The 26,478-nt window shown below is 52.2% G+C and carries 26 protein-coding genes; 17 read left to right on the top strand and 9 right to left on the bottom strand.

The features are described from left to right. Positions 1 to 3: 3 nt before the first annotated feature. Together ctaD and coxB are read right to left on the bottom strand one after the other, a co-directional pair. A complete protein-coding gene (gene ctaD, locus ACESNI_RS04085; protein ID WP_373085192.1) occupies positions 4 to 1,608 on the bottom strand; it encodes a cytochrome c oxidase subunit I in 1,605 nt (534 codons plus the stop codon). 24 nt (positions 1,609 to 1,632) lie between these two features. Next, positions 1,633 to 2,484 carry a cytochrome c oxidase subunit II gene (coxB, locus tag ACESNI_RS04080; RefSeq protein ID WP_373085191.1) on the bottom strand — a complete coding sequence of 284 codons (852 nt, stop codon included), beginning with the start codon at positions 2,482 to 2,484 and terminating at the stop codon, positions 1,633 to 1,635. 485 nt (positions 2,485 to 2,969) lie between these two features. Between coxB and tldD the strand changes: the two genes are divergently transcribed. Then, complete coding sequence (gene tldD / locus ACESNI_RS04075) at positions 2,970 to 4,400, top strand: metalloprotease TldD (protein ID WP_373085190.1); 1,431 nt, start codon at positions 2,970 to 2,972, stop codon at positions 4,398 to 4,400. Continuing rightward, positions 4,384 to 5,211: a hypothetical protein gene (locus ACESNI_RS04070; protein ID WP_373085189.1), complete on the top strand. Its 828-nt coding sequence runs from the start codon at positions 4,384 to 4,386 to the stop codon at positions 5,209 to 5,211. Before tldD ends, ACESNI_RS04070 begins: the two co-directional genes overlap by 17 nt. On the opposite strand, the gene ACESNI_RS04065 is transcribed toward ACESNI_RS04070, so the two are convergent. Further along, positions 5,205 to 6,572: a glutamate--cysteine ligase gene (locus tag ACESNI_RS04065; protein ID WP_373085188.1), complete on the bottom strand. Its 1,368-nt coding sequence runs from the start codon at positions 6,570 to 6,572 to the stop codon at positions 5,205 to 5,207. The genes ACESNI_RS04070 and ACESNI_RS04065 overlap by 7 nt on opposite strands. A 142-nt stretch (positions 6,573 to 6,714) precedes the next feature. Continuing rightward, positions 6,715 to 7,455 (bottom strand): 16S rRNA (uracil(1498)-N(3))-methyltransferase, encoded by a 741-nt coding sequence (locus tag ACESNI_RS04060; RefSeq protein WP_373085187.1) that lies wholly within the window; start codon positions 7,453 to 7,455, stop codon positions 6,715 to 6,717. A 98-nt stretch (positions 7,456 to 7,553) separates the two neighbouring features. On the opposite strand from ACESNI_RS04060, the gene ubiA reads away from it, so the two are divergent. The 9 genes from ubiA to ACESNI_RS04015 all read left to right on the top strand — a co-directional run bounded on the left by ubiA (position 7,554) and on the right by ACESNI_RS04015 (position 15,503). Next, complete coding sequence (ubiA, locus tag ACESNI_RS04055) at positions 7,554 to 8,483, top strand: 4-hydroxybenzoate octaprenyltransferase (protein ID WP_373085186.1); 930 nt, start codon at positions 7,554 to 7,556, stop codon at positions 8,481 to 8,483. Positions 8,484 to 8,565: 82 nt separating this feature from the next. Then, a complete protein-coding gene (locus ACESNI_RS04050) occupies positions 8,566 to 10,074 on the top strand; it encodes a UbiD family decarboxylase (RefSeq protein WP_373085185.1) in 1,509 nt (502 codons plus the stop codon). A gap of 67 nt (positions 10,075 to 10,141) precedes the next feature. Next, a complete protein-coding gene (locus ACESNI_RS04045) occupies positions 10,142 to 10,912 on the top strand; it encodes a sulfite exporter TauE/SafE family protein (protein ID WP_373085184.1) in 771 nt (256 codons plus the stop codon). Between the two features lie 63 nt (positions 10,913 to 10,975). Next, positions 10,976 to 12,331 carry a TldD/PmbA family protein gene (locus tag ACESNI_RS04040; protein WP_373085183.1) on the top strand — a complete coding sequence of 452 codons (1,356 nt, stop codon included), beginning with the start codon at positions 10,976 to 10,978 and terminating at the stop codon, positions 12,329 to 12,331. Beyond that, a complete protein-coding gene (locus tag ACESNI_RS04035; RefSeq protein ID WP_373085182.1) occupies positions 12,328 to 13,131 on the top strand; it encodes a 3'(2'),5'-bisphosphate nucleotidase CysQ in 804 nt (267 codons plus the stop codon). Before ACESNI_RS04040 ends, ACESNI_RS04035 begins: the two co-directional genes overlap by 4 nt. Before the next feature lie 124 nt (positions 13,132 to 13,255). Continuing rightward, the gene (locus tag ACESNI_RS04030) at positions 13,256 to 13,423 is read left to right on the top strand and encodes a hypothetical protein (protein WP_373085181.1); all 168 of its coding nucleotides are present in this window, start codon (positions 13,256 to 13,258) and stop codon (positions 13,421 to 13,423) included. 545 nt (positions 13,424 to 13,968) lie between these two features. Further along, positions 13,969 to 14,649: a VPLPA-CTERM sorting domain-containing protein gene (locus tag ACESNI_RS04025; RefSeq protein WP_373085180.1), complete on the top strand. Its 681-nt coding sequence runs from the start codon at positions 13,969 to 13,971 to the stop codon at positions 14,647 to 14,649. A gap of 215 nt (positions 14,650 to 14,864) precedes the next feature. After that, positions 14,865 to 15,068, top strand: coding sequence for a hypothetical protein (locus ACESNI_RS04020; RefSeq protein WP_373085179.1), 204 nt, complete (start codon positions 14,865 to 14,867; stop codon positions 15,066 to 15,068). 18 nt (positions 15,069 to 15,086) lie between these two features. Next, a complete protein-coding gene (locus tag ACESNI_RS04015) occupies positions 15,087 to 15,503 on the top strand; it encodes a hypothetical protein (protein ID WP_373085178.1) in 417 nt (138 codons plus the stop codon). Between the two features lie 59 nt (positions 15,504 to 15,562). Here the strand turns inward: ACESNI_RS04015 and ACESNI_RS04010 are convergent, their stop codons facing one another. Then, complete coding sequence (locus ACESNI_RS04010) at positions 15,563 to 16,378, bottom strand: M23 family metallopeptidase (protein ID WP_373085177.1); 816 nt, start codon at positions 16,376 to 16,378, stop codon at positions 15,563 to 15,565. Continuing rightward, positions 16,375 to 17,820: an exodeoxyribonuclease VII large subunit gene (gene xseA / locus ACESNI_RS04005; protein WP_373085176.1), complete on the bottom strand. Its 1,446-nt coding sequence runs from the start codon at positions 17,818 to 17,820 to the stop codon at positions 16,375 to 16,377. The genes ACESNI_RS04010 and xseA overlap by 4 nt, the downstream gene beginning before the upstream one ends. Before the next feature lie 86 nt (positions 17,821 to 17,906). On the opposite strand from xseA, the gene purD reads away from it, so the two are divergent. The 4 genes from purD to dddP all read left to right on the top strand — a co-directional run bounded on the left by purD (position 17,907) and on the right by dddP (position 22,797). Next, on the top strand, positions 17,907 to 19,187 hold the full coding sequence (purD, locus tag ACESNI_RS04000; RefSeq protein WP_373085175.1) for a phosphoribosylamine--glycine ligase: 1,281 nt from the start codon (positions 17,907 to 17,909) through the stop codon (positions 19,185 to 19,187). A gap of 20 nt (positions 19,188 to 19,207) precedes the next feature. After that, entirely contained in the window at positions 19,208 to 20,278 is a 1,071-nt protein-coding gene (locus tag ACESNI_RS03995) for a phosphotransferase family protein (protein WP_373085174.1), read from the top strand. A 38-nt stretch (positions 20,279 to 20,316) separates the two neighbouring features. Then, the gene (locus tag ACESNI_RS03990; protein WP_373085173.1) at positions 20,317 to 21,366 is read left to right on the top strand and encodes a phosphotransferase; all 1,050 of its coding nucleotides are present in this window, start codon (positions 20,317 to 20,319) and stop codon (positions 21,364 to 21,366) included. A gap of 102 nt (positions 21,367 to 21,468) precedes the next feature. Further along, positions 21,469 to 22,797 (top strand): dimethylsulfonioproprionate lyase DddP, encoded by a 1,329-nt coding sequence (gene dddP, locus ACESNI_RS03985; RefSeq protein WP_373085172.1) that lies wholly within the window; start codon positions 21,469 to 21,471, stop codon positions 22,795 to 22,797. On the opposite strand, the gene ACESNI_RS03980 is transcribed toward dddP, so the two are convergent. The 3 genes from ACESNI_RS03980 to ACESNI_RS03970 all read right to left on the bottom strand — a co-directional run bounded on the left by ACESNI_RS03980 (position 22,798) and on the right by ACESNI_RS03970 (position 24,884). Further along, a complete protein-coding gene (locus ACESNI_RS03980) occupies positions 22,798 to 23,025 on the bottom strand; it encodes a hypothetical protein (RefSeq protein ID WP_373085171.1) in 228 nt (75 codons plus the stop codon). Between the two features lie 172 nt (positions 23,026 to 23,197). Further along, entirely contained in the window at positions 23,198 to 24,400 is a 1,203-nt protein-coding gene (locus ACESNI_RS03975; RefSeq protein ID WP_373085170.1) for an acyl-CoA dehydrogenase family protein, read from the bottom strand. Between the two features lie 49 nt (positions 24,401 to 24,449). Then, positions 24,450 to 24,884 carry a nucleoside deaminase gene (locus tag ACESNI_RS03970; protein ID WP_373085202.1) on the bottom strand — a complete coding sequence of 145 codons (435 nt, stop codon included), beginning with the start codon at positions 24,882 to 24,884 and terminating at the stop codon, positions 24,450 to 24,452. A gap of 142 nt (positions 24,885 to 25,026) precedes the next feature. On the opposite strand from ACESNI_RS03970, the gene ACESNI_RS03965 reads away from it, so the two are divergent. Then, positions 25,027 to 25,740, top strand: coding sequence for a gamma-glutamyl-gamma-aminobutyrate hydrolase family protein (locus tag ACESNI_RS03965; RefSeq protein WP_373085169.1), 714 nt, complete (start codon positions 25,027 to 25,029; stop codon positions 25,738 to 25,740). Between the two features lie 3 nt (positions 25,741 to 25,743). Beyond that, positions 25,744 to 26,478 (top strand): pseudouridine synthase (locus ACESNI_RS03960; RefSeq protein WP_373085168.1); only part of this gene is annotated, 735 nt, incomplete at its 3' end.

Here is a 26,478-nt window from a genome sequence, read left to right as displayed (position 1 = left end):
CCGTTATTTAATAACAGGCAGTTCATTAAACTGATGGAAGGGCGGTGGTGAGGATAATGTCCATTCCAGCGTCGTCGCTCCCTCCCCCCAGGGATTATCAGCGGCCCGCTCACCCCGCACGAATGCGTGTACGACGGTAATCAGGAAGATCACAACACCGCAGGCAGATATATAGGAGCCGTAAGAGGAAATTGCATTAAAGCCGGCAAAGGCATCCGGATAATCCGGAATACGACGAGGCATGCCAGCCAGCCCGAGGAAATGCATCGGGAAGAATATCAGGTTCACCCCGATAAAGGTTACCCAGAAATGCAGGTGAGCGAGCTTTTCGGAGTAGTTGTAACCGGTGATCTTGGGAAACCAGTAATAGAAACCCGCGAAAATAGCGAACACTGCACCGAGGCTGAGGACGTAATGGAAATGCGCAACAACATAATAGGTGTCATGCAAGGACACATCCAGTCCGGCATTCGCCAGAACCACACCGGTAACACCCCCGATTGTGAACAGACATATGAAGCCCAATGCCCACATCATGGGCGCCTTAAACTCTATCGAGCCCCCCCACATTGTGGCAATCCAGGAAAAAATCTTAACTCCTGTTGGTACCGCAATCACTAATGTTGCAACCAGGAAGTAGGCTCGCGTATCAACATTCATGCCGACCGTAAACATGTGATGCGCCCAGACGACAAACCCTATGCCGCCAATGGCAACCATGGCATAGGCCATTCCCAAATATCCGAAAACCGGTTTTCGGCTGAAGGTCGAGACAATCTGGCTGACCATCCCGAAGCCCGGCAGGATAAGAATATAGACTTCTGGATGACCGAAGAACCAGAACAGATGCTGGAATAGAATAGGATCCCCACCGCCCTGTGGATTAAAGAAGGAGGAACCAAAATTACGATCCGTCAGGAGCATGGTGATACCACCGGCAAGAACCGGCAAGGCCAGAAGTAGCAGGAACGCCGTTACAAGAACTGACCAAACAAATAGCGGCATCTTATGCATAGTCATGCCTGGGGCGCGCATATTGAAGATGGTTGTGATAAAATTGATAGCGCCCAGAATTGACGACGCACCGGCAAGATGCAGACTCAAGATGACAAAATCAACAGCCATTCCAGGATGACCCAGGGACGACGACAAAGGCGGGTAGAGGGTCCAGCCCGTCCCGGCCCCATTTGACCCGGCGGGACCTTCGACAAAAATCGAGATCAGCAGCAGGCAAAAGGCGGGCGGCAGCAACCAGAATGAAATGTTGTTCATACGCGGGAACGCCATATCCGGCGCCCCGATCATCAGTGGAACAATCCAGTTTCCGAAACCACCAATCATCGCTGGCATTACCATGAAGAAAATCATGACCAGCCCATGTCCCGTCACCAGTACATTAAAAAGTTGGTGATTACCGTTCAAAAACTGATCGCCCGGCAATTGTAGTTCCATCCGGATAAATACGGACATCCCACCGCCAATGATACCCGCTATAATCGCGAATATCAGATACATCGATCCGATGTCTTTGTGATTGGTCGAATAGACCCAACGCTTCCACCCACTGGGTGTATGTTCGTCGTGAGCGGCCGCTGAACCGTAAGCCATAATCTCTGCCTCTTTCTAGCCTGTTTACTTAATGCTCGGGGAGGTGACTTGAGCGAATTTAATCGCCGGTGCCCCTTCACTCGCAAATTCCTCTTTGGCTTTAACCAGCCATTTTGCATAATCATCCTTGCTGACTGCCTTCAGCATAATTGGCATGAACCCATGTCCAGTTCCACAAAGCTCTGAGCATTGTCCGTAATACATGCCTTCCTTCTCGATCCGGATCCATGTTTCATTCAGACGTCCTGGGACAGCATCTATTTTGACCCCGAGAGACGGCATCGCCCAGGAGTGAATCACATCTTCGGCAGTTACCAGTACGCGGATGTTGGTATCAATGGGTAGTACAATGGCATTATCCGTCGTGAGAAGACGCAACTGACCCGGCTTCAGGTCACCCTCCTCAACCAGCAGGGCTTCAAACGAAAGATCGTCTTCATCGACATATTGATATCCCCAGTACCACTGATATCCAATTGCCTTGATCGTCATGTCGGGCGTTTCTATCCGGTCTGTATAATAGAGCAGTTTTAACGACGGGATCATAATGACAATCAGAATCATGATCGGGACCACGGTCCATATAACTTCAACCAAGGTGTTATGTGTGGTTTTCGATGGGGTCGGGTTAGCTCTCTTATTAAACCGGACGATTACATATACCAGAAGTGCCAAGACCAGAAGCGAAATGGCGCCGATGATCCAGGTCAGCATATCATTAAATAAATGCTGCTCCCTCGCGACCGGGGAAAAGGCGTCCTGAAACGTCATCTCCCAGGGTTCAGATCTCCCCTGTTCCGCCACCGCATATCCCGTCGTCAAGAGTGTCACCGCTCCTGCGGTCATAAGCGCGACAAGTTTCCTAACCATACCCATCTTTAATTCCCGTCAATAAACACGTACGTATCTGTCCGCACAAGCCAACGCAACACTATACCCCGAGCGGACAAAATTTGGACAGTTTTTTGATTTATACTCAACCTATTAAGTCAAATCAAAAAGGTTTCAATCCAGTTGCGCGGGAAACTACACCAGGGATGCGCATCAGAACAAGCCTTAGACTGAAGAATAAACGATTTGGCTTTCATTTTTTTCCGCCGATCAAGCCGACCATCAGAATATATCATTTCCAATCAAATAGTTAGGTGGAGTGCATCTAAATAAAGTGAAATTTCGCTAAAGCTGGCCTGATTCACAGAATTCCTAACTCTTGTGACACTTTGTCACACTGCAATCCGTTCCATCCTTGAGGTTTTTCCCAGAATCTTTTTTACCTTTTTGACCCAACCTCGACAATTCACTTCGAAAGGCACATATTCAGGCTATATGAAACAGACAGCAGAAAAGCCGGAGTTCCCCTGATGACCGATTTAAAGACAGCCAATGATTTATTTTTTGAACCGACCGGCATGAGTCGGGCCAAGGTTGAAGATCTGGTGTCTCAAGCTCTTCGCCATGCGGATGACGGCGAGTTGTTTCTGGAATACCGTCAGTCCGAAGGCTTTTCATTCGATGACGGGCGGTTAAAGAGTGCGAGCTTCGATACGACGCAGGGCTTTGGCCTTCGGGCCGTCGTCGGCGAGGCAACGGGTTTCGCCCATGCGTCGGATTTAAGTGAACGGGCCATACAACAGGCGGCCGAAACTGTCCGCGCGGTGCAAACGGGAGAAAGTAGCACTATGGCCCTGGCTCCGGCCGGATCAAACCGGGCCCTGTACACGGAAGACAACCCGCTTACCGAAATACCTTTCGATGCAAAGGTCAAGGCCCTGACCGAGATCGACGCCTACGCCCGATCAAAAGACGACCGCGTTATCCAGGTGTCGGTTTCACTGGCGGGTTCGTGGCAGGGTGTCGAGATCATTCGCACGGGCGGCGAGCGGGCTGGCGATATACGGCCGCTTGTCAGGTTAAACGTATCGGTGGTTGTTGAAAAAGATGGCCGGAGAGAATCCGGGAGCCATGGTATGGGCGGACGCACGGGATATGATTTCTATCTCGAAGAATCGACGTGGAAGTCCGCCGTTGACGAAGCCTATCGTCAGGCCGTTGTTAATCTCGAATCGGTGGCGGCGCCGGCGGGAGAGATGGATGTCGTTCTGGGCCCTGGATGGCCCGGAATTATTCTGCATGAGGCGATTGGGCATGGCCTTGAAGGCGATTTTAACCGCAAGAAGACCTCGGTCTTTTCTGACTTGATGGGCAAGCGCGTCGCAGCGCCGGGTGTGACCGTCGTTGACGACGGCACCCTGCCGGACCGGCGCGGCTCCCTCAGCGTTGATGATGAAGGCACCGCGACCACGTCGACGACACTGATTGAGGACGGCATTCTTGTCGGGTTTATGCAAGATCGGCAAAATGCGCGGCTTATGGGAGTGGAACCGACCGGTAACGGGCGGCGGGAGAGCTATGCCCACTTGCCAATGCCCCGAATGACCAATACCTATATGTTGGGCGGCAGCCAAAACCCCGATGACATTGTCAAATCCGTTAAAAAAGGGCTTTATACGGCCAATTTCGGTGGCGGTCAGGTGGACATCACGTCTGGAAAATTCGTCTTTTCCTGCACCGAAGCCTACCTTATTGAAGACGGCAAGATTACCAAGCCGGTAAAAGGAGCAACGCTCATCGGGACGGGGAGCGAGGCGTTGAAAAAGGTCACCGCCGTCGGCAATGACATGGCGCTCGATAGCGGAGTAGGCACCTGCGGTAAGGCGGGGCAAAGCGTTCCTGTTGGTGTCGGGCAACCGACGATGCTGATTGAAGGATTGACGGTTGGCGGAACGGCGTAAGGTCCCCGGACGTCCCTTTCTGCGGCTACTGCTTGTCGGCTTTACTGTCATGTTCAGCCCGGCACCCTCGTTCGCGGAAGACTGGTTGCCGCCCGGTAGTGCTACCGAAAAGACATCCAACATACCACCAGAAATCCTGAGGCCCGGGACGGCAATTGATGACAGGTTTCTCTATGGACGGCTGCTTTTTCGCAGTCCAGAGATTCTCGGCGAAAAGGCTGTCCGTATTGGCCTTTCCTGCGATAGTTGCCATACCAACGGCGACGTTAATACCGACTTTCACATTCTTGGGCTATCTGATCGCCCTGGCCGCGTAGATGTCAGTCACCGCTTCTGGCAGGCAGGGTTCGACGATGGTATCGATAACCCGATCGACATCCCGTCGCTTCGCGGTGTCGGCGAGACCGCCCCCTATGGCACATTGAAAATATTTGCCAATTTACATGCGTTTACAAGTCATGTCATTACCGAGGAATTCGGCGGACCATTGCCCTTACCAGGCGAAATCGAAGCCCTTGTTACCTACATGAATTCCTTTGATATCAATGTCTTGAATAAATCTGACACACATGTAAAGACAAATGAAGACATGTCGTATCTTCCCCTACTGGAGACGCCCCTTCAAGATCATGATTATGCTAAAATCGATGAATTGACCGATAGAATCCGGGCAGACATCGGACGGCGCGCGACCGCACTTCAGCAGGATGACGCCATTCGACTAATCAAGGGTCTGATCGACATACGAAACAAAGCAGCCCAAAACGAGTATGAAGAAGCTTTGGAACTGTACAGGTCATTGCGTCAGTAAGCATATTCCTTGAAAACAGGATCGATATTTTCGCCCCACGCCCCGTGGTAGCGTTCCAGCATCTCTTCAGCCGGGGTTTTGCCCAGTTTAACAGAGGTTTTCAATGCATTGAGAAAGTGGCATTCATTTTCGCCGAAGCTATCGAGACGCTTGCGCGCCTTCAGCCCCGACGTCCCGATCTCAAGAATATCCGCGGCAAGGTCCCGCATCGTCCGTCCATCTGGCATTTCGGTTTTAAGGGCATAGGTAATGACATCCTCCCGGATCCGCTGACGATCCTGCGCCGTCCAGTCTTTCACCAGCTCCCAGGCGCTCTCAAGCGCCGCGTCGTCATACAGCAATCCCACCCAGAAGGCCGGCAAGGCACATAGCCGGCGCCAGGGGCCGCCATCGGCACCGCGCATTTCAAGAAACCGCTTCATGCGAACTTCAGGAAAAAGGGTCGTCAGGTGATTATCCCAGTCGACCAGTGTCGGCCTCTCTCCAGGAAGGCCCGGCAGCTTGCCGTCCAGAAAGTCACGGAAAGATTGTCCTGAAACGTCAACATATGTGCCATCCCTGTAGACAAAATACATCGGGACATCCAGCGCGTAATCCACATACCGCTCAAACGAAAACCCGTCTTCAAAAACGAACGGGATCATCCCTGTTCGATCCGGGTCCGTATCCGTCCAGATGAAGCTGCGATGGCTCAAGTGCCCGTTGGGGCGGCCTTCGGTGAACGGTGAATTGGCAAAAAGGGCCGTTGCCAACGGCTGCAGGGCCAGACTTGTGCGGAACTTCTTGATCATGTCCGCTTCGGACGCATAATCAAGATTGACCTGAACAGTGCAGGAACGGAACATCATATCCAGCCCATGGTCGCCGCGCTTCGGCATGTAGTTTTTCATAATCTGATAACGGCCTTTGGGCATCATCGGTGTTTCAGCCCGGGTCCATTTTGGGCTAAACCCCAGTCCGAGAAAACCAACGCCCATTTCATCGCCGACCTCACGAACCTGGCCAAGATGCGTTTGAACCTCACTACAGGTTTCATGGAGATTTTCAACCGCCGCTCCGGAAAGCTCCAATTGCCCACCGGGCTCCAGGCTGACGGAGCAGCCCTCTTTCGTCAGGGCAATGACATTTTCCCCTTCATAGTCTGGTTGCCAGCCAAAGCGCTGCAAGCCCTCAAGCATTGCCTGTATGCCCTGAAGGCCTTCATAGGGGAGTGGTTCATGCCCATCCAACGTAAAACCGAATTTTTCATGTTCGGTTCCAATGCGCCATTTTTCCGGGGGCTTGTTGCCGCTTTCAGCGAATTCCACAAGCTGGGCTTTATTGGCGATTTCAACAGCATCGCCTTTAGACGGTCCAGACATTTACTTCCCTTTATCGTTATGGCCGAGCAATGCGCCCGTCGTCCGGCCCCAGAGTCCTGAATTAATGAATTGCGATGGTTGCATCAAGCGTAAATTTCGCATTCGGGTGAACATTCCACAATTCGTGTTCTCTATCACAGCTTTATTTCCAGTCCCCGCAAAACGCCTGCAATAGTGAAAGGCTAGCAATTACAGCCGTTTCAGCCCGAAGAATTCGGGGGCCTAGAGAGATGGAATAGGTATTATTCCTCGCGGAGATCATTTCGATCTCTTCGGTGGTGAAGCCCCCTTCCGGTCCCGTCAGGATCGCCCATTTCTCTGATTTATCTAATTTCGATAGTACCGAGACCGCATCATTGCCAGTTAGTCGTTCATTGCAAAAGATCAGAGGTCTGTCTGGCTCTAATACTGCCAATACCGGTTCCAACTTAAGGAGACCATGGACAACAGGCACATTGAGCCGTTCACATTGCTCCGCCGCCTCCAGTGCCTGCAACGCGAGCTTATCCGCCCGCAGGCGCTCAGTGTTTGTGCGGGCTGTTTGAACAGGCTGCAAATCGGCGACGCCAAGCTCCGTGGCTTTTTGGACAATCAGGTTTGTCTGAACCTTTTTCACTGGTGCAAAAAGCAGTTGAATATCCGGCTCAGCAGCTTGGGGGCGCAGTTGCTCTGTGACATGGATAAGGCAATGATTTTTATGGACTTCCTGAAGGATGCCGAGCCATTCCCCGTCGCGTCCGTTGAACAGGGCGATCCGGTCCCCGGCGGGGCGGCGCATGACCGTCGCAACATAATGCGACTGGTCTCTATCCAATACCACTCCCAGATCCTTATCCAGATTGCTTTCGACAAAGAGACGGACGGAATATTCTTTTTGCAGCATGTGTAGCCTTTCGGGCGTAAAAATTCGTCATTAAATATTGCGATGAAGAACAATTGATGTCATGCCCCTCAAAATTGGTTTTAGCAGGAAAGTTCCAAATGTTACGTCCCGACCAGATTATCGCCGATGCCAGCAAACAAAACTGGGTGGATCTCTATGCGCCGGCAAGGCTTCAACCTTACCTCAAGCTCTCGCGTCTGGATCGGCCGATCGGAACCTGGCTTCTGCTTCTTCCCTGTCTATGGTCCATCGCCCTCGCAAGCCCAAGGGGCAGTTTCCCCGACATGTGGTTATTTATCCTGTTCGGCATCGGCGCTCTTGTCATGCGCGGTGCGGGATGCACATTGAACGACATCGCCGACCGTAATTTCGATGGCAAGGTGGAACGCACAAAAAAACGCCCCATCCCCAGCGGCCAGGTGACATTAACACAGGCTTTCCTGTGGCTCGCCTTTCAATGCCTGATAGGGCTAATTATTTTATTGCAGTTCAATCTCTTTGCCATTCTCCTTGGAATAGCCAGCTTAATCCTTCTCGCAATCTACCCCTTTGCCAAGCGTTTCACCTATTGGCCGCAGTTCTTCCTAGGTCTCGCCTTTAACTATGGCGCCTTGCTCGGCTGGGCGTCAGTGACGGGTAATCTTGGGACAGCTCCCGTCGTTATGTATCTTGGCGGGATCGCCTGGACCCTAGGCTATGATACCATATACGCGCATCAGGACAAGGAAGACGATGCCCTGATCGGAGTCAAATCGACCGCGCTCAAATTCGGCGGCGCCACCAGATACTGGTTGATAGGCTTTTACGTCTTTACCTTGTCCGCGCTGACCCTGTGTGGATTTCTGACAGACATGTCAGTGATCTTCTATATCATCATGAGCGGAGCCGCAGTCCATCTGTTCTGGCAGATTAAAAATCTTGATATCGATGATTTCGATCTTTGTCTGCAACTGTTTAAATCGAACAAGGCGTTCGGCGGGATCGTCCTTGTCGCCATAATCGCTGGTAAATTTACGCTGCCCGTCTAGGGGCATTCCGGATTTTGCTTTGCTGCGCTGGCGCATCTCGGGCATAGTCGCGGAGTAAAAAGGCAACTCGGGATATACTTTAATGGCGTACGGATCACTTCGCGAATTTATGACCCAGCTTGAGGCGGACGGCAAGCTTGTCCGCGTCAGTGAACCCGTATCGACACATCTTGAAATGACAGAAATCCAGACGCGGCTACTGGCTGAAGGCGGACCCGCCGTCCTCTTTGAAAATCCTGTCAATGAACACGGCGAGAAAAACCCGATCCCCGTTCTCGTCAATCTTTTCGGGACTGTTGACCGGGTCGCCATGGGAATGAACCGGACGTCCGACCAACTGCGCGAGGTCGGGGAAACGCTCGCCTTTCTTCGCCAGCCGGAACCACCGGAAGGTCTGCGCGAGGCGATGGGCATGCTGCCCGTCCTCAAAACCGTCATGGCGATGCGCCCTAAAACTGTGACCCGCGGACGCTGTCAGGACATCGTGCTGACTGGCGACGATATCGACCTCGACAAGTTACCGATTCAGACCTGCTGGCCTGGCGAGCCTGCCCCATTGATCACTTGGCCGCTTGTCGTCACCAAAGGGCCCGGCAGCGACAAGAACGATGATTACAACCTCGGCATCTATCGCATGCAGAAACTGTCAAAGAACAAGACGCTCATGCGGTGGCTCAAGCATCGGGGGGGCGCCCAGCATCATGCCCGGTGGGGTAAGGAGAAAACTGAGCCCCTACCCGTCGCCGTGGTGATTGGCGCCGATCCGGGTACCATCCTGGCCGCGGTCACCCCCATCCCCGACAATTTATCTGAATACCAGTTTGCGGGCCTTCTCCGCGGCGAGAAGGTCGAATTGGTGGACTGCAAAACGGTCCCCCTTAAGGTACCGGCGACAGCGGAAATTATTCTAGAAGGCTTCGTGTCCCTTGATGAGTATGGGGATGAAGGCCCTTACGGCGATCATACGGGATATTACAATTCCGTCGAACGCTTTCCTGTCTTCACGATTACGGCAATCACGATGCGCAAAGACCCTATTTATCTGTCCACCTTTACTGGTCGCCCGCCGGATGAGCCAAGTATTCTCGGTGAAGCGCTGAACGAGCTGTTTATCCCGCTGATCCAGCAACAATTTCCGGAGATAGTTGATTTTTGGCTACCACCAGAAGGATGCAGTTATCGTATTGCCGTCATCTCCATGAAGAAAGCCTACGCGGGGCACGCCAAGCGGGTGATGATGGGCGCCTGGTCGTATCTACGGCAATTCATGTATACCAAATTCCTGATTATCGTTGATGACGATATCGACGCGCGCGACTGGAAGGACGTGATGTGGGCGGTCTCCACCCGGATGGACCCTGTCAGAGACATCACGACTATCGAAAATACTCCCATCGATTATCTGGATTTTGCCTCCCCGCAGTCCGGGCTCGGGGGGAAAATCGGCCTCGATGCAACAAATAAACTGGTGCCGGAAACTAATCGGGAATGGGGCCGACAAATCCGGATGGATGACGAGGTCATCCAAAAGGTCAACAATCTTTGGGAAAGCCTTGGCCTTCCCGGCAGCGGACAGTCCATCTGGAAATAACGGATCAACGCGAGGCCGGGAAAAAGAACGTGCGCCTTCCGCTCTAGTTTGCATTTGAAAGTGCGTCATGAATTTCATCACAGATCCTGTTTTTTACATGATTGCCGTGCCGGTTGTTTTGATGATTGGCATTTCCAAGGGCGGATTTGCCGGGTCCCTTGGTTTGCTGAGTGTTCCGCTCCTCTCCCTCATGATTTCGCCTGTTCAAGCGGCCGCAATCATCCTGCCAATTTTATGCTGCATGGATATTTTCGCTCTTATTGCCTATCGGCGTCGCGCTGACTGGCGGAATTTATTTTATTTGCTTCCGGGTGCCGTTGTCGGGATCGTTGTCGGTTATTTGCTGTTCAACTATCTGAGTGCCGATTTTATCAAAATACTTCTGGGCCTTATCTGCATCGTGTTTACGTTGATCCATTACTTACGCAATCCGGCGGTTGGCTCGCGGGCGGAGCCTGGGCTGATAAAAGGCTCTTTCTGGGGGGGCATCGCTGGCTTTACCAGCTTTATCGCTCATGCTGGCGGGCCCCCTCTTCAGTTCTACATGCTGCCGCAGAAACTCAACAAGACGTTGTATGTCGGCACCTCGGTCTGGTTTTTTTTCGTGATCAATTACATCAAGCTCATCCCATACGGTTTATTGGGTGAATTCTCCGCGGAGAATATCGGCACCTCCCTGTTGCTGTTTCCATTGGCACCGATCGGTATCTGGCTTGGCGTCAAGGCCCACCGTTTAATCCCTGAAGATATTTTTTATCGTATAGCCTATCTGCTCGTTCTGCTTACGGGTGGAAAGCTGTTGTGGGACGGAATGACCGGAATGAATTTACTTTTCTGATTCCCTTTTCGGCCCGTCGTCTCTATTTAGGAGAGGTTACTGTTAATTTTTTCCAGGATGCATATGCCCGATCAAACAACCAACGAACAAAACTCACTCAATATTCTTGAAGACCTGATCCGGATTGCGCGCCGGAAAGGGGCGGAAGAGGCGGATGCCGTTCGCGTTCAGGGAACATCGACCGGCGTCTCCATCCGCCATGGGAAGACAGAAGAGATAGAACGGTCTGAAGCGCATGATCTGGGTCTGCGTGTCCTGATTGGGAAGCAGCAGGCCTTTGTATCCTCCAATGATGCGAAACCGGAAGTGCTTGACGAACTGGTGGAGCGCGCATTGGCAATGGCCCGTAATATGCCGGAAGACAAATATTGCGGGCTCGCGGATCCGGACAGGCTTGCCCGCGATCTACCCGCGCTTGATCTATTCGATACGACGGTGCTCGATGCCGAGACCATGATTGAGCAGGCCCGCGACGCCGAAGCCGCAGCCCTCGCCATTGACGGGATCACCAATTCCGAAGGGGGCTCCTCGTCCTTTGGACAGACTTCTATTGCCCTGGCAACCTCGCAGGGGTTTACCGGGGCCTATTCCGCCTCCAGCTTTTCCGTGAGCGTCTCCGTTGTTGCAGGTGAGGGCCAGGGGATGGAACGGGATTATGATTATGACAGCCGTCATCATATGTCCGACCTAAGGTCACCCACCGATATCGGCAGAAGCGCCGGAGAACGCGCTATCAAGCTTCTGCATCCCCGCAAAATGCCGAGCGGCCAGTTTCCCGTTGTTTTCAGTGACAGGGTCTCGGCCAGTATCCTCGGCCATTTCTCTGGGGCCATTTCGGGCGCCGCCATCGCGCGCGGAACAAGCTTTCTAAAAGATCATATGAATAAGCCAGTGTTTTCTGAAAATATTCATATCATTGATGACCCCCATCGCCAGCGGGGTCTTGCCTCCAAACCCTTCGATGGCGAAGGTGTTGCCAACGCGCGTCTTGATGTGGTCGAGGGCGGCGTCCTGCAATGCTGGATACTGAATTCGTCGTCGGCGAAGCAGCTCGGCCTTGAAACCAACGGACGGGCCTCCCGCGGCACCGCATCCCCGCCGGGCTCCTCGACGACCAATCTGTACATGCAGAATGGCAACGTCCCCCTTCTGGACCTGATAAAGGATATAAAATCCGGATTGTTTATCACCAGCCTGATCGGGTTTGGCGTCAACGGCATTACCGGGGATTACAGCCGCGGCGCATCGGGCTTCTGGATTGAAAATGGTGAAATTGCCTTTCCCGTGTCGGAATTAACCATTGCGGGCAATTTGAAAGAGATGTTTCTGAACCTGACGCCAGCAAATGACCTTACTTTCCGGCATGGCACCAATGCCCCCAGTTTACGGATTGACGGCATGATGGTGGCGGGCACGTGAGGAACGATTTCGATGTGGCCCACGCCCTGCTGACGGAGGCCGTGCGCGAGGCCGGGCATATTGCCCGCCGCTATTTCAAGGGCTCGGTGAAAAGCTGGGAAAAAAAGCCTGGCGATCCGGTCAGCGAAGCCGACATTGCTATAGACACTCATTTTCGCGAGACATTGATGGCGGCCCGTCCAGACTATGGCTGGTTGTCGGAAGAGACGGTCGATGACCGGGCACGCCTTGAAAAATCGCGCGTATGGATTGTCGATCCAATAGATGGCACCCGTTCTTTTATCGCAGGAAAGCCGGAATTCACTATTTGTGCGGCGCTTGTCGAAAGTGGCGAGCCTGTTCTCGGCATCGTTTACAATCCCATCACGGAGGAATTTTACGATGCGATACGCGGCGGTGGAGCGCGTCTCAATGGCCAGACCGTCACTTGCGGCTCAAAAGCGAAGCTAGGCGAGGTGCGGCTGCTCGCGAGCCGTAAGTCCTTTGAGTGGCACGGATGGCTTGAAAGCGTTCCGGGCGCGGTTTTCAGTCATGTCAATTCCATTGCTTACCGTATCGTGAAGGTTGCTTCCCGCCATGTCGATGCTTCCCTGTCACTTACTGCAAAGAGCGACTGGGATATTGCAGCCGCCGACATCATTCTTTCGGAGGCCGGGGGGGTTACCACCACGATCACCGGAGAAAAACTTCTCTATAACCGTAAATCAGTCAACCATAAGAGCGTCATCTCTGTCGGAGAATGCCTCCACCCGGCCCTGATGTCTCTGCTTGAAACCTTCGGCGAGGAAAAGCTGAAATGAGGGCTGCTATAGTCTTTTGACTGCCATAATTATCTCAGGCAAATAAATCAGAAACAGTTGCAATATTTTGTCCGCATAACTAATTGAATCGGGAATTATCCTTACCACATCAGAGAGACCGATAATGAAAATATCTCAACGCCTGATTATTGCTCTGCTCATGCTGTCCTTTGCGGGACTGGCCAGTGGATGCAGCGACACCTGGCAAGGTGTGAAGGAAGATACCAGCAAAAATGTGAATAAGGCGGGTGACGTCGTTATAAAAGCCGGCGAAAAAATTAAATCAGAGTAGCTCTGTAGGGTATTACTGATTTTCGTTCCTGCCTGTCATCCTGTAATTCCTTAGAAATACATCAGGAAGAAGCCGTTCATCTCCCCTTGTCATAGCAAGCGTTGAATGCCGAGCCCCCCAATCTCTATTAAATGACAGAACCCCTGCGACATTTAATTGATTCTCGAGCAAAACCATCTCGAAATGGGCTTGATTCGCCCTCCCTTTTGAAAATTAACCATAACCACATAGAAGTTAACCATGGAAGCTAAAAATTAACCATACTTATTAACTATAATTAGCTAAAATTTTACGAAATTTACGAATTAATTGTGAATTATTTTGGGTCTGGCAAGTCAAAATTTAGACAAAAAAATTCCAATAATGGCAGAAATAAGCCATTTATTAGAAATTTAGCCTTATTTTGGACACATTTTCCGACTTTTTGACACAATTGACGTGGCAGTCGATTCAGTTAATATACACAAACAGTGCTTAATTTTAGACAACTTGCAGATATATTTTTAAGCAGTATACGGCTCAACATCTCTCAAAGGGGTATAAACATGAAATCACTACTAACAGGGATAGCGGCTGCTGCCGTTCTTACATTTGCTGCCGTAGGCGCACAAGCCTCGACAACTTTCAATTTTGGCGGGAATGGCGGCTTAGCCGCTTCCTACGCATTCAGCGAAGACGGCATTGGCCTGACAGCCACGCCCGGTGAATTTCAATCCAGCACTATCGGTTCAGAAACTGTTTCAACACCAGGTGCAGCACGCGTTGGTCAATACGCTGGCGGCCTCGGTGTCTCCAACCCTTGGTATTTCGATCAGCACGAAGTCGACGGATTGATTAACAATGACGTTGTGATTTTCTCGTTCGATCAAAAGGTCTCACTTGAAACCGTCGCTTTTACCTACTTTGATGATGAGGTTTCCTGGAACTGGAAACAGGGGTGGCATTCCGCTGGAAATGATGAATTTTCGGGCTTTTTGGATACAGACAATGATGGCCTTCTTAACTTGGTAGGGATAAACTTCGACGCTAATCCCTTCAACGCAGGTGGCATTATTGGCAAACTATTCGGAATTGGCGCATGGGATAATAATGACGATTTCAAGATTAAATCGATGACTGTCTCAGCTGTTCCGCTTCCTGCAGCCCTGCCGCTTTATGGCGCTGGTCTTGCTGTCATGGGATTTGTCGGATGGCGCAAACGCCGCAAGGCCGCTGCACAGGCTTAAATCCTACAGCTTATAAAGCTTAATTGATAAACGGCGGTCTCTTCGGGGCCGCCGTTTTCTTTTGTATTACCCGCTCCCAATGACAAACTACAGATAACCCATCTCCTTCGAAAAAGAGCATCCATCCTGACCTATTAAGGAAATATTAATCACTGCCCCCTATAATAGCGTAATTATGTCTGCAACTTACTTTTTGCATATCCAGGAATTTAAGCATGCAATTTATTCTAGCGGTAACAGCGTTACTCGCTTTCACGATCCCTGCGGCCCAGGCCTCGACCGTGTTCGATCTGACGGGCAAGGACAAATGGTCGGAAAGCCTTGACTACAATCAGGACTCAATTGGCTTGACGGTAACTCCCAGCCGCGAAGGCGGAAGCAACTATATTACCGATCTGACCGATTGGCTGTACCAGTAAAATCAACATGGCGTCGGCATGTATTCTCCCAGCAATGGCAATGACAAGGAGATTGATGGACGATATGCAAACGAAATGATTCAGTTCGTGTTCGATCAGGCCGTTACCCTAATCAGTATCACCTTCGGCAAGGTCAATAAGAATGACGATTTCGATTTCTACTTCGATGCCGGATTTGGCTTGGCTGAAATCGACAATAATATCGATATCCCGAAAAATGATCAGTATATTTTCTCCACCTTATGGACAGGCACGACCTTCGGATTTGGAGCCAACGACAGATCAGATAGCTTTACAATCAAGAATATTGAAGTTGCTGCCGCTAATATAACCGCCATTCCGCTACCTGCGGCCCTGCCGTTATATGGTTCCGGTCTTGCGCTCATGAGCTTTCTTGGCTGGCGTCGCCGCCAGAAGGGCGTCACGCAAGCATAGATATAAGACGACAGCACCCCAATATTACAGGCGGCGATCCCTATAGGATTGCCGCCTTTTTAGTTCTGCGGGACTTTCTTGAGCAACAGTTCAGGATCCAACCGCTGGTCAAACCAGTTGAGCCGCCAATCCAGATGTGGGCCCGTCGCCCGCCCGGTCATGCCGATCTCACCAATTTTCGTTCCTTGCGCCACAAATTGCCCCACAGTGACATTTAGCTGGCTAAGATGGGAATAGACCGAGACGAGGCCATGCCCGTGATCGATCATAATTGTGCCGCCGGTATAAAAAAGGTCGGTTTCCACCAGTCGAACCGTTCCATCCGTTGATGCAACGACCGCTGTCCCGACAGGGGCCGCAATGTCGAGGCCAAAATGCGGGCGCTTCGGCACGCCATTGAGGACACGCTGACTGCCAAAGACACCGCTGATGCGGCCCTCGGCCGGCCAATCCCACCCGGAGAGGAACCAGTCCTTGTCCGTACTAATTCCCCGAATTCGGGCGATTTCACCATTTTCCTTGCGAATGCGAGCCAGAAATTCCTTGCTCGGCGTCACTTTGGACGGGGGCAAGCCCGTTACCTCCTCGGTCTTATAAACGCGCTTGTCGATTTTGAATGTCTGCGCCTCCTCGGCTCCGTCCTTATGCCGGATTTTCAGGCTTGCCGTGTCCTTGAAATCCCAGCCAAACCCAAAAACAAACCACCCATTGGCCGAGACCTCCACCCGCTTCTCGTCAAGAAATACCTGATCCGAAGGTGTGGTATTCCCGATAACCAGGCCGCCTTGGACAAAATCCCCTTTTAGCACCACCGCATCAGCCTGTGCGGGCCACGGCAGTAAGAGCAAAGCCAGAACAAAGGCGAGACGGCTCATAAAAGCTCTCCTTGTTTCGGTGGTTTTAGGGATTTCACGGATAAAGTGGAGTCCCGCAATATCGTCTTTTCCTTTGATGCAGAGGAACTGCCAAAGACGGCCCCTGCCCGACCATCGACAAATTCCACGTCAACAGAATGCCCGGTTTTTGCCCCCTTAACGGACGAGATCGGCTTCCCATCTTCATCCCAGGCAATCGCATAACCGCGTTTTAACACCCGCCGGAAAGAAAGGCTTTCCAGGAGCCGGCCGGTCGCTTCCAGCCGATCGGCGGCGCGCGTGCGCTTGACGGTCACCGCACTGCTCATGCGCCGCTCCAGATTAATAAGCCGCTCGTCATACTGGGTGATGGTCCGGCGTAATAATTGGGGACGGAGCTTGGCCGACACTCCCCCAAACTGTTGCCATTTATAGGAAAGGCCATTTAAAACGGATTGTCGCAACCAGCTATCGAGATGATCGAGATGCTGAATCTTTTCGGCAATCAGGGAATTCGGGTCGCGCAGACCGCGCGCAAGCCCCGTCAGCCGCTCACGCTTATCGGAAATAGCGCGATGCAGGCTGCGTTTGATTCTGCGTTCTCGATCCTCCACATAGGCAATCAACTCGGAGCGAACCGGCACGGCCATTTCTGCCGCCGCCGTTGGGGTTGGCGCGCGCCGATCGGATGCGTAATCAATAAGCGTCGTATCCGTTTCATGACCGACAGCCGATATGAGGGGAATAACGCTCTCCGCTGCCGCGCGCACGACTTCTTCTTCGTTAAACGCCCAGAGATCTTCAAGGCTACCCCCACCCCTCGCCACGATCAGAAGGTCGGGGCGCGGTATGGTGCCCTCCAGGTCCAAATCATTGAAGCCTCTGATCGCTGCCGCGATTTGAGCGGCGGCAGTCTCCCCCTGAACCAGAACCGGCCATAGCAGCACATGCATCGGGAAGCGATCCCGCAATCGATGCAGGATATCGCGGATGACGGCACCCGTTGGAGAGGTTACGACACCGATGACGGTGGGAATATAGGGAAGAGGTTTTTTGCGCGACGCATCAAACAGGCCTTCCTCTGTCAGTTTTTTCTTCCGTTCTTCCAGCAGGGCCATTAACGCACCAACCCCAGCTGGCTCCATCCGCTCTATGACAATCTGGTATTTGGACCGCCCCGGATAGGTGGTTAACCGGCCTGTACAGATAACTTCCAGCCCGTCCTCAGGCCGAAACGCAAGTTTTTGGGCGGACCCTCGCCACATTATGCCGTCCAGTACCGCCTTGTCATCTTTAAGGGCAAGATATACATGGCCCGAGGCCGCGCGCTTGAGACCGGATATCTCCGCCCGCACCCGCACATTGCCAAACGCATCCTCGACAGTCCGCTTTAATGCGCCGCTAATTTCCGAAACGGTATATTCATGTATGTTGGAAGATCCGAAGTCTTGGTTTTCTGGCACGATTAACCTTTAAGTTTGTTTAGCCCGTCGCTGCACTATGCTACAAACTCTGAACCATCCTTTAAAGGAAATTAGTGCGAAGCAAAATGAATATACTGGTTATTGGTTCCGGAGGCCGCGAACATGCTCTTTGCTGGGCTCTCAAAAAATCCCCGCTGGTCGACAGGCTTTATTGTGCGCCGGGCAATGGCGGCATAGAGGAAATTGCCACCCTTGTCCCCATCAACGTTGAGGAAATAGGGGAAATTATCGTTTTCTGTAAGGGGAATGCCATCGATTTCGTCGTTATTGGACCCGAAAATCCATTGGTGATCGGTCTTGTGGACGCGCTGGAAGCGGAAGGAATCAAAAGTTTCGGTCCAAATGCGGCCGCGGCGGCGCTCGAAGGCTCAAAAGGATTTATGAAAGATCTCTGTCGCAATTATAATATCCCAACCGCCGCCTATCAGCGATTTGACAACGTAACGGCAGCAAAATCCTATCTACCATCCCAATCCTTCCCGCTTGTAATAAAAGCGGATGGGCTAGCGGCCGGAAAAGGCGTCGTCATCGTGCAGACGCGCGCCGAGGCGGAAACCGTCATCGACGAAATTTTTGGCGGCCAGTTTGGCGGTGCTGGCAATGAAATCGTCATTGAGGAATTCATGCAAGGCGAAGAAGCCAGTTTTTTCGTCCTGACGGATGGCCAGAACATACTCCCGCTTGCCACGGCACAGGACCATAAGGCGGTTGGTGACGGCGATACCGGCGCCAACACGGGCGGAATGGGCGCCTATTCACCGGCACCAGTTATGACTCCCGAAATGATCAACAAAACCATTGAGACCATCATCAAGCCAACAGTTGCCGCCATGCGCTCCCGTGGGACACCCTTCACCGGCGTTCTTTATGCCGGGTTGATGATTACGACAACCGGGCCGAAGCTGATTGAGTACAACGTTCGCTTTGGCGATCCTGAATGCCAGGTCCTGTGCGCTCGGCTTGACAGCGACCTCCTCCCGGCATTAATGGCAACCGCGAATGGCAATCTCGCGAATATAAAGCTCTGCTGGAAGCCGGAGGTTGCTCTCACTGTCGTCATGGCCGCCAACGGCTATCCCGATGCGTATGAAAAAAACACGATCGTTCGTGGGCTTGAAAAAGCAGGGAACATTAAGGATGTCGTCGTTTTCCACGCTGGGACGATCCGCAAGGATAGCAACATCCTTGCGAATGGCGGCCGGGTCATTGGAATTACCGCCACAGGAAAAACCACTAAACAAGCGAGCGAAAAGGCGTATAGTGGCGTAAATGCGATTGATTGGCCCCAGGGGTTCTGCCGTTCCGATATTGGTTGGCGGGCAATTAAACGTGAATTGCAGGGATAAAAACAAAAAAAGAGGCGGCAATGTCCGAAGACTCAACGCAATTTTCCGGAACGATGGAAGTTCGGGAACGCCACAAGTTTAATATCGATGCACTGGCAACCTATCTGAATAGTAATATTGCCGGGTTTAGCGGCCCTTTGGAAGTTTCCCAGTTTAAGGGCGGGCAATCAAACCCAAGCTATTTACTGACGACACCGAATCGGAAATATGTATTGCGCCGCAAACCGCCCGGGAAGCTGTTACCTTCCGCCCATGCCGTCGACCGGGAATACCGCGTGATTTCCGCGCTCGCCCGGACGGATGTGCCCGTGCCAAAGACCTATTGCCTATGTGAAGATGAAAGTATTATTGGAACTATATTCTATGTCATGGATTTCGTTGACGGAGATATCGAATGGGATCCGTCCTTGCCGAATTATTCAAAGGCGAACCGAGTTGCCGTCTTTGACAGCATGAATGCGGCAATGGCGGCCCTGCATTCAGTGGATTATAAGGCTGTCGGTTTGGAAACCTTCGGCAAGCCCACAGACTACCTGGCACGACAGATAAATCGCTGGACCAAACAGTACCGTGCCTCTGAAACGGAACAGATTGAGGCCATGGATAAATTGATGGACTGGCTTCCTGAAAATATTCCAGCCGGAGACGAGACCACGATAGTTCATGGAGATTACCGGCTTGATAATACCGTTCTTGACAAGGAAACACACCGGGTCACCGCGATCCTCGACTGGGAGTTGGCCACGCTCGGTCACCCGCTCGCCGATTTTTCATATCATTGCATGACTTGGCGACTAGAACCAAACTTGTTTCGGGGGTTGAACGGACTGGATCTTCCCGCCCTTGGTATCCCGACAGAAGAACAATATGTAAAAGCCTATTGCGAGAGAACGGGCCGCGACAGTATCGAGAACTGGGATTTTTACGCCGCCTATAATATGTTTCGCCTCGCCGCCATTTTACAGGGCATTGTCGGGCGCGTGAAGGACGGGACGGCATCCAACAAGAACGCGGCCGATGTCGCAGTCCGCGTCGAACCTTTGGCTATGCGTGGCTGGGAACAGGCAGAAAAAATTATCAATAATAATTAGACAATCCGGTTCCACAAATAAAAATAATAGGAAATTCGATGGCCGACGGACCAGAAATCATTGCCGTACGCGATGCCCATCAATTCAATGAGGGCGCGCTTTTCGACTATCTCACTAACAATGTCGAGGATTTCAAGGGCCCCTTGAGTATCAGCCAGTTTCAGGGCGGCCAGTCCAACCCGACATTTTTATTGCAGACCCCCGATCGCGACTATGTCATGCGGAAAAAGCCGCCCGGCACACTGCTTCCGTCTGCCCATGCGGTAGACCGGGAATACAAGGTGATATCCGCCCTGCAGACAAGTGATGTTCCCGTCCCGCGAACCTTCTGCCTCTGTGAGGACGAGGAGATCATTGGAACGGCTTTTTACATCATGGAGAAACTCGACGGGCGGGTCCTCCGCTCTCCCGATATCCCGGGGATGGCTCCGGAGGCGCGAGGCGCGACCTATGATGCCATGAATGAGGCTCTCGCGAAATTGCATTGCGTCGATGTCGATACGGTCGGTCTCAGTGACTTCGGGAAAAAGGGTAATTATTTTGACCGCCAGATTGGCCGGTGGAGTAGACAATACCGGGCCTCACAAACTGATAATCTGGAAATGATGGAGAACCTAATCAGCTGGCTTCCGAAAAATCTGCCCAAAAGCGATGAGAGCCGCATTGTGCATGGCGATTTCCGGCTGGAAAACATGATTCTGCATCCGACAAAGCCCGAAGTTCTTGCTGTACTGGATTGGGAGCTCTCCACCATCGGTCATCCGCTCGCGGATCTTGCTTATAATTGCATGCCCTACCATTTCATGCATCCAAGGACGGGAGGGCTTGTCGGCGTCGACTTTGCGGCGAGCGGAATCCCGACGGAACAGGCCTATCTTGATGCCTATTGCAGGCGCACCGGCCGCGATGGTATTGAGAACTGGAGCTTCTATCTAGCATTTTCCTTTTTCCGGATCGCCGCGATCGTACAGGGCGTGTACAAACGGGGACTTGATGGCAATTCCAGCTCCAAGGTCGGGGAGGAATATGCAACATTCACCAATATGCTCGCAACCATCGGCTGGTCGAAGGTCGATAGCCAGCTATAACATGTCGTCATCAGGGTCATTTAAGGGTGTATTTCAGATAAGCTAAATCAGGTTCCCGTTTTTGGGGCCCGCCGTATGGCTGGTTTTAGAACGAGGCGGAATATGAAGCGTGAAAGCTTTAGCGGCCGTAAGAAAGCGGGAGATCGGTTTGAACCCGCCGTAAAGCCTGACGGGACTCCCGACGAAAATGACCGTGTCGAAATCGGTCCGACGCAGCTCGCGTTCGGTGAATGGGCTGCGGCCGGAATAGACGTTCCGAACCTGCCGAAGATGAGAACTCATCGACTTCAGCGGCTATCTAATGCCCTTAAATTGCGTGATTATGGTGGGATACTGCTGTTTGATCCGCTGAACATCCGCTTTGCCTCCGACACAACAAATATGCAGCTTTGGGCGGCGCATAACCCGTTTCGAGCCTGTTTTGTTTCCGCCGAAGGCTACATGGTCATCTGGGATTTCAAGAATGAAGACCTTCTGACGGCCTATAATCCTCTGGTCCGCGAAACCCGCGGAGGCGCCTCCTTTTTTTATTTTACGAGCGGCGACAAGGCCGAAGAGAATGCCACCCGATTTGCCGCCGAGATTGATCAGTTAATGCGAGAGCATGCCGGGGGTAACCGGCGGCTGGCGATCGACAAGATACAGCCCCATGGTCTCCGCGCCCTTGAAAAACTGGGCTTAACAATTTTGGACGGGGAGGAGGTAACGGAAAAGACCCGCTCGGTGAAGCAGGAGGAGGAGATAAAAGCCCTGTTCTGTGCGGTTCACGCTTGCGAACAGTCCATGCTGGAAATGCAGAAATTTGCCCGCCCTGGCATCACCGAAAACGATATCTGGGCTGTCTTGCACGCGGAAAATATAAAGCGCGGCGGGGAATGGATTGAAACCCGCATATTATCTTCGGGACCCCGGACCAACCCGTGGTTTCAGGAATCCGGGCCACGCGTGATCGGCAACAATGAACTGCTTGCGTTTGACACCGATCTGATTGGTTGTTTCGGTATGTGTGCCGATATTTCCAGAACGTGGTTTTTGGGAGATGGACAGCCGTCGGACGAGCAAAAACGTCTCTACCAATATGGCTACCGACATATTCAGGAAAATGTGAAACTGCTGGGTCCGGGCGTTCCATTCAAGGACATTGTTTTTGGCGGTCATATGCTGTCAGAGGAGTTTGCAGGATCCCGATATTCGGCCAAAATGCATGGCGTCGGCCTGTGCGATGAATGGCCGCATATCGCCTACCCTGAGGATTATCACGAAGGCGCGTTTAAATATTCGCTGGAACCGGGGATGGTGATTTGTGTCGAGGCCTATGTCGGGGAGATAGGGGGCAGCGAAGGCGTTAAGCTGGAAGATCAATTGCTCATAACGGAGGAAGGATACGTTAAAATGTCCCAATATCCGTATGAGGAGCAGTTACTGGAATGATTACTGTTTTGCATCCTCAACGCGCAAATTCGCCCAGCGCTTGATGCATTCAGTCGGCTCCATGATTAACCCGGCGGTATTTCCAAGACCTGTTACAGGCTTCAAGCCTGCGTGAGCGGTTAGATCCTGAGTCAGCCATTCGCAGGGATCTAGGCTTTCATAGCGGTATAAAAATCCTGCGACGATCACAATAATCCCCAGCATTACCCAACCCAGCAATTTAATCATTCTTCAAATCCACAAACGCATTCAATTACAATATTATGTCTCTATATAGGAAAACCCTCGGTGCGACCTAACGAAAAAGGACCAATTTCCTTAAATGCCGCGCAAAAGAAGAAAAGCTTCCGGGGCGGGAAGCTTCTCAGTTTTTAACCAGATTATTGTCTTGCAATTAAGCTCAATTGTATTTTTTCAGTTCCAATCGCCCAATCTGGTTCCGATGCACTTCGTCCGGCCCATCCGCAAGACGCAACGTCCGCGAATGCGCATAGGCATTAGCGAGACCAAAATCTTCGCTAACACCACCAGCACCATGCGCCTGAATGGCCCAGTCTATAATCTTCCCTGTGATATTGGGCGCCACCACCTTGATCATCGCAATTTCAGCTTTGGCCGCCTTATTGCCAACCGTATCCATCATGTAGGCCGCCTTCAGGGTGAGAAGCCGCGCCTGTTCGATCATTGCCCGGGATTCGGCAATACGCTCAAGCGTAACGGTTTGCTCGGCAATGGTTTTCCCGAATGCCACGCGGGATTTGACGCGTATGCACATCCGCTCAAGTGCCCGTTCGGCGACGCCTATCTGGCGCATGCAATGATGAATGCGGCCCGGGCCTAATCGACCTTGCGCGATTTCAAAGCCCCGTCCCTCTCCCAGAAGCATGTGATCAGCAGGGACCCGAACATCCTTGCATTCAACTTCCGCATGGCCATGCGGCGCATCGTCATACCCAAAGACCGGCAAAAAGCGTTTAACATTTATGCCGGGCGTATCCATCGGCACAACTATCATAGACTGCTGCTTATACATTGAGGCAGATTTGTCCGTTTTTCCCATGAAAATCAACACCTTACAGCGCGGATCGCAGGCACCGGACGTCCACCATTTAGTGCCGTTGATGACATATTCATCCCCGTCGCGCGTAATTTCGGATTCAATATTCGTTGCGTCGGACGAGGCAACAGCAGGTTCCGTCATGGCAAATGCCGAACGGATCTCGCCCTCCAGCAGCGGCTTCAACCAGCGTTCTTTCAGTTCCTCCGTCGCATAGCGCTCAAACACTTCCATATTCCCGGTATCAGGGGCGGAACAATTGAAGACTTCCGGCGCAAATGACACCCGGCCCATGATCTCACAAAGCGGGGCATACTCGAGATTGGTAAGCCCGGCACCTCGATCGCTTTCCGGCAGGAACAGATTCCACAAGCCCGCTTCCTTGGCCTTCGCTTTTAAATCTTCGATAATTTGTGTCGGCTGCCAGCGGTCACCTTCTGCCACCTGCTCATAGAAGACATGCTCGTTCGGATAGACATGTTCATCCATAAAAGCCTGCACACGTTCCTGCAGTTCTTTGACCTTATCTGAATATTCAAAATTCATTCTGAGCCTCCCTATTGTTGTTATTGTTGTTTCGTTTGTTTTATTCACTCTACCGCTTTGTTTCAAAGAATTTTTTCAGCAGGCCCGCCGCTGTGATTTCCTCCAGACCGCCGTAAATCTCCGGCTTATGGAAACAGCTGGATTGGTCAAATATGCGCGCACCATGCTCTACACCGCCGCCTTTGGGGTCATAAGCACCAAAATATAGCCGACGAATTCGCGCCAGCGACATGGCCGCGGCACACATGGGACAGGGCTCCAAAGTAACATATAAATCGCAATCGACAAGCCTCTGGCTGCCAACCATATTGCCGGCCGCCCGAATTGCAAGCATTTCAGCATGGGCCGTGGGATCATGTCGTCCGACCATCTGATTGCCGCTATTTGCGATGACGCGGCCGGTCGTAACCTCGACTATGACGGCGCCTACAGGAACTTCCCCCCGGCGGCCAGCCAATTCAGCCGTATTCAAGGCTATTTCCATATAATCTGTAAGTTCCTGATCCATGCTGTAAACTCGCAACAAGCCTCTTCCGCGTCAAGGTAGAAGAAAGCCGCCGCATCTTTTTTACATTCATGGATAAGAGGAACGTTGAGTTGTTACGCCGAGAGGACTAAAAGAAACCATGACTTTTCCAGTAATTGGCATAACTCTCGATTCGGAGGAAGCGGGTGGCTATTCAAATATGCCGTGGTACGCGCTACGGCAGAATTACGCAGATGTCGTGACGGCCTGTGGCGGCCTGCCTATGGCGCTACCCCATGACCCTGACCGCGTCGATGCCTATCTGGATAAGCTCGACGGCCTGATCATTACCGGCGGCGCATTCGACGTCGATCCCGGAATGTTCGGGGCAACAACGCGCCACGATACCGTCATTACCAAAGATCGCCGTACTGCCTTTGAAAAGAATATGACCGAGGCTATGCTGGCCGCAGATAAGCCGGTACTCGGGATTTGCGGGGGGCAGCAGCTGCTCCATGTCATTCTCGGGGGGACGCTTTACCAGCATATTCCCGATGAAGTGAAAAACCCGCTGGCACATGAGCAGCCCAACCCCAGAACGGAAGCCGGGCATGATGTCAAAGTCCTTCCCGGAACCCTGCTGCACCGGATTGTCGATACCGACATACTCAGCGTCAACAGCGCCCATCATCAGGCGGCGAAAGACGTCAGTGCCGACATCACTGTGAATGCCATCGCCGAGGACGGCGTAATTGAAGGAATTGAAGACAATCGTTACCGCTTTTGTCTGGGTGTCCAATGGCATCCGGAATATCTCATCTCAACGGGCGACAGGAAAATATTTGAAGCCTTTATCGCGGCCTGCGCGGCATAACTCATGACGGAACAGATACTGGAAAAAGAGAGAATCGCCAAACGAATGGCCCGCGCGGGTCTGTGCTCGCGGCGGGAGGCGGAACGCTGGATTGAGGCGGGACGTGTCGTCGTCAACGGTGAAAAACTCGCAAGTGCAGCCTTCACCGTCAATGACAAAGACCACATTGTTGTCGATGGTAAGGATCTGCCCAAGCTTGAGCGGCCGCGTCTCTGGCGCTATCATAAACCGCCGGGGCTGGTCACCAGCCATAGTGACGAAAAGGGACGTGAGACCGTCTTTGACAAGCTCCCGGATGACCTGCCGCGCGTCATCTCAATCGGCCGCCTAGATCTCAATTCCGAGGGACTGCTGCTGCTTACCAACGACGGGGAGCTCGCCCGCAAGCTGGAACTGCCGGCGACGGGGTGGAAACGTAAATACCGTGTCCGGGTTCACGGCCATCCCCGCGAGTCTGACATGGCAAAACTTGCCAAGGGACTTACAATTGAGGGCGTCCGTTATGATGCGATAGAGGGCAGTGTCGATAGTAGCAAGGGCGCAAATTCCTGGCTGACCATCTCCCTGCGTGAGGGTAAAAACCGCGAAATTCGTAAAGTCATGGAATATCTCGGCTATACAGTTTCCCGCCTCATCCGAATTTCCTATGGCCCGATCGTGCTCGGCGATTTACCGGCGGGCATGGTTGAGGAAGTGAAATCCAAGATCTTGCGCGACCAAATGGGGGTTGCCCGGTTT

The organism is Sneathiella sp., assembly GCF_041689005.1.
Classification (GTDB): Bacteria; Pseudomonadota; Alphaproteobacteria; order Sneathiellales; family Sneathiellaceae; genus Sneathiella.
The sequence above is the reverse complement of the archived record's forward strand: the minus strand, read 5'-3'. Positions and strand labels throughout refer to the sequence as shown.